This is a genomic window from Acidobacteriota bacterium (assembly GCA_016195325.1).
In the GTDB taxonomy this organism is placed as follows: Bacteria; Acidobacteriota; Polarisedimenticolia; order JACPZX01; family JACPZX01; genus JACPZX01.
Genome location: JACPZX010000055.1, coordinates 24,919 through 34,413, shown reverse-complemented (window position 1 = coordinate 34,413; position 9,495 = coordinate 24,919). Strand labels below are relative to the sequence as shown.

The window sequence follows — 9,495 nt, the reverse complement described above, 5'->3', positions numbered from 1 at the left end:
GATGGTTCCCTTAATCATGAGAGAGCGTCAAGCGGGCCAACCGCCCTGCCCCCCTTTGACCCGCGACGGCGCTCCTGGATTGAACGCGCTCGACAAAGACGCCATGATGCCGTCATGACGAAAGTCCAGGCCCGCCGGGTCGCCCGCCAACTCGTGTTGTCCTTCGCGCTGTCGGCCGCAGGTGCGCCGCAGATCCCCGCCTCGGAGGCGGCTCCGACCGCCTCGATGGCTCCGCTCGACGCGGGGATCCAGCTCTTCAACTCAAAGAAGTTCACCGATGCGAAGGCCTACTTCGCCGAGGCGGTGGCGAAGAATCCGTCGGACGCCGAATCCACCTATTACCTGGGGCGCTGCGGCGTGGCGATGAACGACGTCGATGCGGCGATCGAGTCGTTCGAAAAAGCCGTCGCCCTGCAGGACGCCAGCGCGGTCTACCACCACTGGCTCGGCCGCGCCTACGGCGAGAAGGCGTTGAACTCCGGGATGTTCAAGAAGCTCTCACTCGCCCCCAAGGTCCGGAAAGAGATGGAGCGGGCCGTGGCGCTGGACCCCAACGACCTGGGCGCCCGCGCCGATCTGCTCGATTACTACATGGAAGCCCCCGGCATCGTGGGAGGAAGCGCCGACAAGGCTCTCGAGCAGGCCGCCGAAATCCGGAAGCGTGATGCGCTTGCCGGGCACTATGCGTACGTCAATGTCTACCGCAGGCAGAAGAAAAACGACCTCGTCGAGCAGGAGTACCTCGCGGCGACGCGTGAGAACCCTGCGAAGACGGAGCCTCGCATCCAGCTCGGGTTCTTCTACCAGGGGGCCGAACGCTACGACGACGCTCTTCGCGTCTTCGAGGGCATCGTCAAGGGTGACCCGAACCAGACGATGGCGCTCTATCAGGTGGGCAAGACCGGGGCGCTCTCGGGCAGGAATCTCGATCGAGCTGCGGAATGCCTCCTCGCGTACATTCAGCACACGCCCACCGAGGACGAGCCCCCTCTGACGTTCGCGCACTACCGGCTGGGCCAGGTCTACGAGAAGAAGGGCGATGTCGCGGCGGCGAAGACGGAGTATGCGGCGGCGCTCGCGCTGGATCCGAACAACAAGGATGCAAAGACGGCGCTGAAGAAGATCTCCTGAAGGCGCGCAGGAGACCGCGGCGGGGCAACCGCCCTGCCCCACTTTGACCCTCGGCTCCTTGAATACGGCGCACCCCCCCTCCATCATCGCGCCATGAAGACCACGGTGATGCGTTCCTCCTCCCGCCGCGCCACCGCCCGCGCGAGCTTCCGGCAGTTCCTCCAGGCCGAGCTGGCGCGCCGGTGCGCGAAGAACCCGCGCTACTCGCTCCGCGCCTTTGCGGCCCGCCTCGGCGTCGACCACGGCACCCTCTCGCAGGTGCTGCGGCGCCGGCGCGCGCTCACCGCCGCGACGATCCGGAAGATCGGCACCCGGCTTCGGCTCGAGGAGAGCGCGATCGCGGAGTTCATCGAGCACGAGCGCCGGTTCGGCACCGGCTCGTCCTCAGCGGCGCCGGATGTGAAGCAGCTCACGCACGACACGGCCGTCCTCGTCTCGGAGTGGCACCACTTCGCGATCCTGGAGCTGATCCGGCTGCGGGAGTTCCGCGCCGACTCCCGATGGATCGCCCGCGTCCTCGGCCTGACCGCGGACGAGGTCAACGTCGCGCTCCAGCGGCTGCTGCGCCTCGGGATGCTCGAGATGCGCGGCCGGGGGAAGTGGATCGACACGACCGGCGACGCCGCGGCCGACGTCGAGGAGTTCACGCACGCCGCCGTCCGGCATCTCTTCGAGCGCGTGCCGCCGCGACTTCGCGAGCACTCCGCGACGACCCTCGCGATCTCGAGCGAACGCCTTCCCGAGGCGCTCGATCGGATTGCCCGCTTCCACCGCGATCTCGCCGCGCTCCTCGCGCGGGGGGACGCGCGCGACGACGTCTACCGCCTCGAGATCAGCCTCTTCCCCGTCACGACGATGAGACATCCCAAGGAGACCTGACATGGCCAGCCCGGTGATGCAGTTCCAGATCCTCTCGAAGAACCCGGAGAAGTCCGCGGAGTTCTACACGCAGGTCTTCGGATGGAAGATCGACGCGGACAACGCGATGGGGTACCGGATGATCGACACCGGCGCCGGCCGCGGGATTGGCGGCGGCATCTGGCCGTCGCCTCCGGAGGGACACAGCTTCGTCCAGCTCTTCATCGAGGTGGATGACGTCGCCGCGCACGTCGCGAAGATCGCGGCGAAGGGGGGGAAGACGATCATCCCGCCGCAGAAGCTCCCCGACGGCGACGAGCTCGCCATCGTCCACGACAACGAGGGGATTCCCCTCGGCCTCTACCGCCCGCCGGCGAAGCGCGGGGGGAAGAAATAGCTCTACGCCGACCGCAGCCCGAGTCGCGTCAGCCTCGCGTAGAGATGCCTTCGGGCCAGACCGGTTCGCCGGGAGATCTCCGCGACGTTCCCGTCGCACGCCTCCAGATGCGCGCGGAAGAAGGCCCGCTCGAACTCGAGGCTCCCGCTCTTCCAGTCGAGGGCGCCGAGCGACGCGGGCCAGACGGCCGCGTCCGGAATCCTGCTTCCGGTGATCCTCGCCGGAAGGGCCTCGATGTCGACGGTCCTTCCGGCGCAGAGCATCGCCGCGCGGATCATGACGTTCTGGAGCTCGCGGACGTTTCCGGGCCAGGCGTACGCGGCCAGGCACTTGAGCGCGGCCACGCTGAGCCCGTCGATCCGCTTCCCGAACTCCGGCGCCGCGCGCCGCGCGAACTCCAGCGCGAGTATCGAAATGTCGCCCGGCCTCGCCCTCAGCGGCGGGATCTCGATGACGAACGTCTGGAGCCTGAAGTAGAGATCCGCGCGGAACTGCGCGGCGTCGATCATCGACGGGAGGCTCCTGTTCGTCGCCGCGATGATCCTGACGTCGACCCGAACGCTGCGGGCGGCGCCGACGGGCTCGACCTCGCCTGACTCCAGAGCCCTCAGCACCTTGGCCTGCATCCTCGGGCTCATGTCGCCGATCTCGTCGAGCAGGAGGGTCCCGCGATGCGCCTGCACGAATCTCCCCACCTGTCGCGCCGTCGCGCCGGTGAACGCGCCGCGCTCGTGGCCGAACAGCTCGCTCTCGATCAGTTCTTCCGGGACCGCGGCACAGTTCACGCGGATGAACGCCCCTCCGGACCTCAGGCTCCGCTGGTGCGCCCTGAGCGCCAGGAGCTCCTTCCCGGTCCCGGTCTCCCCGAGGAGAAGCAACGGGTAGTTCGTCGGGGCCACCCGGGCGACCTGCTCCAGCGCCTCGCGCAGCCCCTCGCTTCTCCCAAGTATCTCCGGATCGCCGAGCTCCTCGAGAAGTCGTCTGTCGGTCTCGAATTTCGCTTCGAGCGAGCGCACGTGCTCGTGCCCGAGAGTGCCCGAGAGCTGATCGATCCGCAGAACTCGCCCGACGACCCTCGCCAGCGCCGCCGCCGCGTCGTCGTTCCGGTGGCCCCCCGCGGCCGCCCCCAACCGGCTCAGGCAGATCATCCCGATGACTTCGTTCCCCGATCGAAGCGGAAAGTAATAGATGCCCCACCCGGCGCCTGCGGAGGTCAGGCTCTCGACGCCGACGAGCGACGGATGCTCGGAGGCATTCTCGATGACGTAGGGCCCCGGCGAAGCGGCGGCGCGATCCACCAACGTCTCGCTGAGGACGGCGTGGTCGAGTCGCCCCTCGTCGGCGACGACCGTGAACCTCTCCCCGTCCCGGCTCAGCAGGATGCCCGCCTCGAACCCGCAGACCTCGAGGAATTCCCGGAGGCAGGCACGGTAGTGGACAGCGGAAGCAGGTCCGCTCACGCGCGGATCGGCAGAGTCCACTTCCGCTGGGACGATGACCGCCGTGCCGAGGAGGATCTCGTCTCCCGGTTGCACCCGCCCCTCGCGGATCCGCGCTCCGTTCACGAAGACCCCGTTGGTGCTCCCCAGATCGCGGACGAAGAGGCCGGACGGCTCGTTCCGGATCTCGGCGTGGGATTCCGAGACGCCGCGGTGGTCCAACACCAGCGAATTGGCGCGGCCGGTTCCAATGGTGAACGTGCCCTCCGGCAGAGGGACCTGGCTGACGAGGACTCCCTCGGCCAGCACCCTGAGAATCCTCACGGGACACCCGGAGTGCCGACCCCGACCGTGGGATGGGCGAACGCCGCTTCGGGAGTCCAGGCGGAGCCGTTCCAGTACTGCGGCTTCGGCAGCAACTCGGGGTCACCCGGGCCAAAGGCGTGATTCAGCCGCCCCGCGGATTGCCACCGGCGGTGCGTCGCCGCGCACGAGTCGGCCGCGTACGAATCGACCGCGCGAAGGCTTCGACCCAGATCGTAAAACGTCTCGCAGCCGGCGTTCCCGACGCGCACCCGAAACGTTCCGTCCGGCTTGGGTTCTATGAATCCGACGCTTGTTGTCTCATCGGCCGCGACATCCACATCCCTCCTCGGAAATCTGACGTCCGCCCATTCCGTCCCCCGAGCGAGACCGGCGAACGGTGAGGCTCCGCGCTCGTCCGGCGGTCCGGCCCCCTCGAGGTGGTGGGGATCCAGGACGACGAGTCCGGCCCCGCGGGAGGCATTGTCAAAGGCGCCGTAGAGCAGCTCGGGGCGACCGTCGCCGTTCAAGTCGGTCGCGAGAAGCGCTGAGCCGGCGCCGTGGTGCCACCATTCGCCGATGGTCGTCCCGTCGGGTGCGATGGATCGCACCTGGCTGGCCGACCACGTGCGGGCGTTCGACACCATCACCACATCCCGCCGGCCACTCGGGTCCGCGGGGAGGACCAGCACTCGCGCCACCGTGAACGCGGACTCCCGGAAGTCCCCGCGCTTCTCAATCGTCCGGCCGCCGGCGGGCTGTCGCCAGACGAGTCGCCCGCGGCGATCGAGACAGTACAGGAACGACGCGGCCTCGGACGGCTCGGCCTGCGAGGCGCCGAACAGGACCTCCTCGACGCCGTCTCCCGTGAGGTCCGCAATCTGGATCAGGCCTGTCGTCGGATCGACGTAAGCGTCGGGCCGAACCGCGCCTCCCGCATCGAAGCTCCACAGCTCGCGCCCGCCGGCGTCGAAAGCCACGAGGTGGTTGGCGTGGACCTCCGCGCGCACGACGGCCGGGGTCGAGAGAAGGGCGATCGACATCCCGGTGACGGCGAGGATGCCCGCGACGGCGAGCCCCCAGGCCGCGACGCGACGTGACACGGCCCCCCGCAGGGCGTCGGCGAGGGGCTCGACGACCACCGCTCGGGTCCAGGCGGCGACGCGATCGACGCCTCGCGGAGAGCGCAGTCGAGCCGCCGAGACCCTCACGGCGCGAGACGCCTCGTTTGCCGTCGCCCATCGGCGGGACGGAGCCTTTCGCATTCCGGTGCGAATCAATGATCCCGCGACGTTCCTTTCGATCCGCGAGCCCTCCGTGAGGCGCGGGATCGGCGCCACGCGGTGCGCACTCCACAGGTCGAAAGCCGTCGAACCTTCGTAGGGTGCCCTCCCTTCGATCATGAAGAAGAGAACGGCCGTCGCCGCGTACAGATCGGCGCGGGCATCGACCTCGCGCGCATTCGAGAGCTGCTCCGGTGCCATGTAGGCCGGAGTCCCCACGATGTCTCCCGTGCCGGTCAGTGAGGAGGTCCCCTCCATCCGGGCGAGGCCGAAGTCCACGAGGACGAGTCGATCGCCCTCGGCGACCGATCGGATGACGATGTTCGCCGGCTTCACGTCGCGGTGGACGATTCCTTCGCGGTGGACGGCCTCGAGCGCGCCGAGGAGCTGTCGGAACAGATCCAGCGCTTCGCGCGCCGGGAGCTTGCCGCGGCGCGCGACGTGCTCTTCCAGATTGGAGCCGGCGACGTACTCGGAGACGAGGCACGCCCGGCCGTCAACCTCCTTGAAATCGATCGCCCGCGCGACCGCCTCGTGATCGATCCGGGACAGGGCGACGAATTCCCGCCGCATCCGCTCGAAGGAGTCGCGATCCGGCCTCGCGCAGATCTTGACCGCCACCGCGCGGTCGGAGCCCGCGGCTCGCGCTCGATAGACGGCGCCCAACGCACCCCGGCCGATGCGGGCTTCGACGCGAAAGAGGTGGGAGAGCGGCGCTGGGAAGGAAACGTCGGGTCCCGAGACGAGGCGCGTCCGTTCCTCCGGGGAGATCGCCTCCGTCACGCGGTCCCTGCCATCCAAGCGCCGCCCCCCTCCGATTCGCCGATCGTATTCCTGAAGCGAATCGTGAATCAACCGGGAGGTGGGGACCTGGGGTCACACCTCCGTCTCCGACGCGGGACCTGCGCGTCCCTGGGCCCGCGCGCCGTCCACGGCCACGCGGCCATGTCGACGGGCCGGAACCCATCGGTGCATCTCCAGTTGCGGCGACGTGCACCGAGCCGCCAGGACCCGGCAGCCGGATTGCTGAGTGCCTCCGCGGACATCGCGTCGTCGCTCCGCTGAATCTGACGCTCCATCCTGCGAAGGGGGGTCCCATGCGCCACGTTATCCGCCGGTTGTTTCGATGGTCCCGGTTCGCCACGATCCTGATCCCGCTCGTGACGATGGGTGCGCTGAGCGCGCGCCCCGCCGCCGCGGCGCCGGCCGGCGTGCCGGCGGACGTCTGGCATTCCCTGTCGACCGTCGGGGCGCCATCCCCTCGGTCCGGTCACACCGCCGTGTGGGCCCGGGACGAGATGATCGTCTGGGGTGGCGAAGACGCCTCGACGGCGTTCAACGACGGCTACGCCTACAATCCACGCACCGACACGTGGCGGCCCATCGCAACCCCTTCGTTCCTCGCGCCCCGCGCACTTCACACCGCCGTCTGGACGGGCGATCGGCTGCTCGTCTGGGGAGGGAAGGCGGGGGCCGGCAACGGGACGACTCTTTTCGGAGACGGCGGCCGATACGATCCCGTCAACGACACCTGGGAGGCGATCACGACGCTCGGCGCCCCCCAGCGCCGATCGCTGCACGGTGCGGTGTGGGCCCCCGAGATCCGGCGGATGTTGATCTGGGGTGGCTACGACGGCAGTTCGTGCGATCCCTTCCCGGGATGCACCCGGCTCGCGGACGGACGCCTCTACGATCCTGACACAAATACCTGGCAGCCCATCTCGAGCATCGGCGAGCCCTCCGCTCGCGCGGAGGCGTCCACCGTGTGGACAGGCCTTTCCCTGGTCGTCTGGTCGGGATACAGCGAGCTCACCGATCGGGTCATCACGGGGGGACGGTACCTTCCGCCGTCACTCGACACCTGGACCGCGACGTCGATCGTCGGCGCGCCGCAGGCAAGAACCGGCCAGGTGGCCGTCTGGACGGGATCCGAGATGGTCGTCTGGGGCGGACATGGCTCGGCGGGAGAGCGACTCGAGACCGGAGGCCGCTACGACCCTGGACCGGATTCATGGACCTCGACCTCCACGATGGGGGCGCCGCCTGCCGCGGACGCGCCCACCGCGGTCTGGACAGGAAGCCGGATGATCGTCTGGGGTGGTCACGGTGGACCCGCACTCGGCTACCTGAACAGCGGCGGCCTCTACGACCCGTCCGCCGACTCGTGGTCTCCCACGTCCACGCTCGGCGCGCCGACTCCGCGCGTCGGGCACTCCGCAGTCTGGACCGGCGGAGCGATGATCGTGTGGGGCGGTTCGGATGGCGCAGGCTATCTCGCGGACGGCGGGGTTTACGGCGTCACGTGCGATCCGGGCGATGCCTCGAGCTGTGACGACGGCGACGCCTGCACCGACGACCGCTGCGACGAGAACGCGGGCTGCACGCACACCGACAGGTCCGCATCATGCGACGACGGGAATACCTGCACGGCGGACTCGTGCGAGCGGGTCTCGGGATGCGTCCACGCGCCGGCGCCGAATTCATCCGTCGAGGTATGCAACGGCGTCGACGACAACTGCAACGGCGCAACCGACGAGGGCCTCGGGAACACGACGTGCGGCGTCGGAGCCTGCCGCGTGACCGTGGACAACTGCACGGCTGGCGTCCCGCAGGTGTGCACGCCGTCCTCGCCGTCGCCCGAGTCGTGCAACGGGATTGACGACGACTGCGATGGAACCGTCGACGACGTCTACGTCTTCGGAGGCTACCTCCAGCCGGTCAACGCCGACGGGAGCAGCATCTTCAACCGGAAGCAGACGATACCGTTCAAGTTCAAGCTCCGGAGCTGCGGAGGGTCCACTGTGACCAGCGCCGTGGCCAACATCGGCGTCCACTTCTGGTCGAGCGGAGTCATGGGGACCGAGGTCGAGTCCGTGAGCTCGTCAGGTGGCGCCAACTCGGGGACGCAGTATCGCTACGACCCGACGGCGGACCAGTACATCTACAATCTCAGCGCGAAGACGCTGCAGGCGAATTCGACTTACCTCGTGAGAACGACTCTCGATGACGGGTCGTCACATGACGTGCTGATCTCGATCCGGGCGCAGTAACCGTATCGACCACCGCCGGCTCCGTCCCGGGGCCGGCGGTCACTCCCCCGAACGAGTGATCTTCATCGCCTTCGCCAGCGCCTCGAGCATCGAGGGGAGCTGGCCGTCCCAGTAGGCCCACTCGTGCTCGCCGGGGGCGCTGTGAAGCTCGAAGGCGACGTGGCGCTCCCGGAGCGCGTCGGCGAAGGCGAGGTTCTGCGCGAGGAGGTGATCTCCCGCCCCGCAGGTGATCCAGATGTAGGGCAGGGCGCCCGGATCGAGGGTCGGCACGAGAGCCATGATGTCGCCGTACTTGCGGGTGGCGCTGTCGTCGGGGCCGAGGAGCTTCGCCGTGTCGAAGGGCTTCAGGATCTCCGCCATGTGCGCGTCGCGGACGAAGTTGATCGACCCGCTGAAGTCGGCGGCGAACGAGAAGGCCTGCGGGTAGCGAAGGGCCCACAGCATCGCGCCGTACCCCCCCCATCGAGACGCCGCCTACCGCCCGCGCCTGGCTTTCGGTCCGGGCGCGGAAGCGACTCTCGACGTCGGGCGTGAGATCGCGGAAGAAGTACGTGATGTACCTGTCCTTCGGCTCCCCGGCTGAATTCAGGTAGAACGAGTTGTCGAATTGCGGGAGGACGACGACGAGGTCGTACTTCTCGAGATAGCGGGCCAGGTTCGTCTGCTTGTCCCAGTCGTAGTACGTGTTCATGTAGCCGTGGAGAAGGTACAGGACCGGGTAGTAGCGGTGAGAGCTCCCGTAGCTCGCGGGGAGGAGGACCCGGTACCGCATCTCGCGGTCGAGGGTCCGGCTCTGAAAGACGACGTCCTGCGCGGTGACCCCCGACCCTTCCGACCGCACGGGGGCGGAGGGAAGGCGCTGCTGCCCGGCGAGGCGCTGGTAGAACTGCTCGGGGGTCTCGGGCGGACCCTGCGCCCGGACGCCCGACCCCGACATCGCCGCCACCGCAAACACCAACCCGACCGATAGAGCTCTCCGCATCACCCGCACCTCGTCCCGCGGACGCACACGCCGCCGCCCGCTTGGACGCCGC

7 protein-coding genes are annotated in these 9,495 nt (G+C 68.7%); 4 read left to right on the top strand and 3 right to left on the bottom strand.

The window, feature by feature from the left end:
* Positions 1-114: 114 nt before the first annotated feature.
* The 3 genes from HY049_10710 (at position 115) to HY049_10700 (ending at position 2,386) form a co-directional block, all read left to right on the top strand.
* The gene (locus HY049_10710; GenBank protein ID MBI3449372.1) at positions 115-1,131 is read left to right on the top strand and encodes a tetratricopeptide repeat protein; all 1,017 of its coding nucleotides are present in this window, start codon (positions 115-117) and stop codon (positions 1,129-1,131) included.
* A gap of 105 nt (positions 1,132-1,236) precedes the next feature.
* Positions 1,237-2,010: a DUF4423 domain-containing protein gene (locus tag HY049_10705; GenBank protein MBI3449371.1), complete on the top strand. Its 774-nt coding sequence runs from the start codon at positions 1,237-1,239 to the stop codon at positions 2,008-2,010.
* Position 2,011: 1 nt separating this feature from the next.
* Positions 2,012-2,386, top strand: coding sequence for a VOC family protein (locus HY049_10700; GenBank protein ID MBI3449370.1), 375 nt, complete (start codon positions 2,012-2,014; stop codon positions 2,384-2,386).
* A 2-nt stretch (positions 2,387-2,388) separates the two neighbouring features.
* Here the strand turns inward: HY049_10700 and HY049_10695 are convergent, their stop codons facing one another.
* Together HY049_10695 and HY049_10690 are read right to left on the bottom strand one after the other, a co-directional pair.
* Complete coding sequence (locus HY049_10695; protein ID MBI3449369.1) at positions 2,389-4,149, bottom strand: sigma 54-interacting transcriptional regulator; 1,761 nt, start codon at positions 4,147-4,149, stop codon at positions 2,389-2,391.
* On the bottom strand, positions 4,146-6,212 hold the full coding sequence (locus tag HY049_10690) for a protein kinase (GenBank protein ID MBI3449368.1): 2,067 nt from the start codon (positions 6,210-6,212) through the stop codon (positions 4,146-4,148). Before HY049_10690 ends, HY049_10695 begins: the two co-directional genes overlap by 4 nt.
* Before the next feature lie 296 nt (positions 6,213-6,508).
* Between HY049_10690 and HY049_10685 the strand changes: the two genes are divergently transcribed.
* On the top strand, positions 6,509-8,461 hold the full coding sequence (locus HY049_10685) for a PxKF domain-containing protein (GenBank protein ID MBI3449367.1): 1,953 nt from the start codon (positions 6,509-6,511) through the stop codon (positions 8,459-8,461).
* Here the strand turns inward: HY049_10685 and HY049_10680 are convergent.
* A complete protein-coding gene (locus HY049_10680) occupies positions 8,361-9,443 on the bottom strand; it encodes a hypothetical protein (GenBank protein ID MBI3449366.1) in 1,083 nt (360 codons plus the stop codon). The two genes, HY049_10685 and HY049_10680, sit on opposite strands and share 101 nt — an antisense overlap.
* Positions 9,444-9,495: the final 52 nt, after the last annotated feature.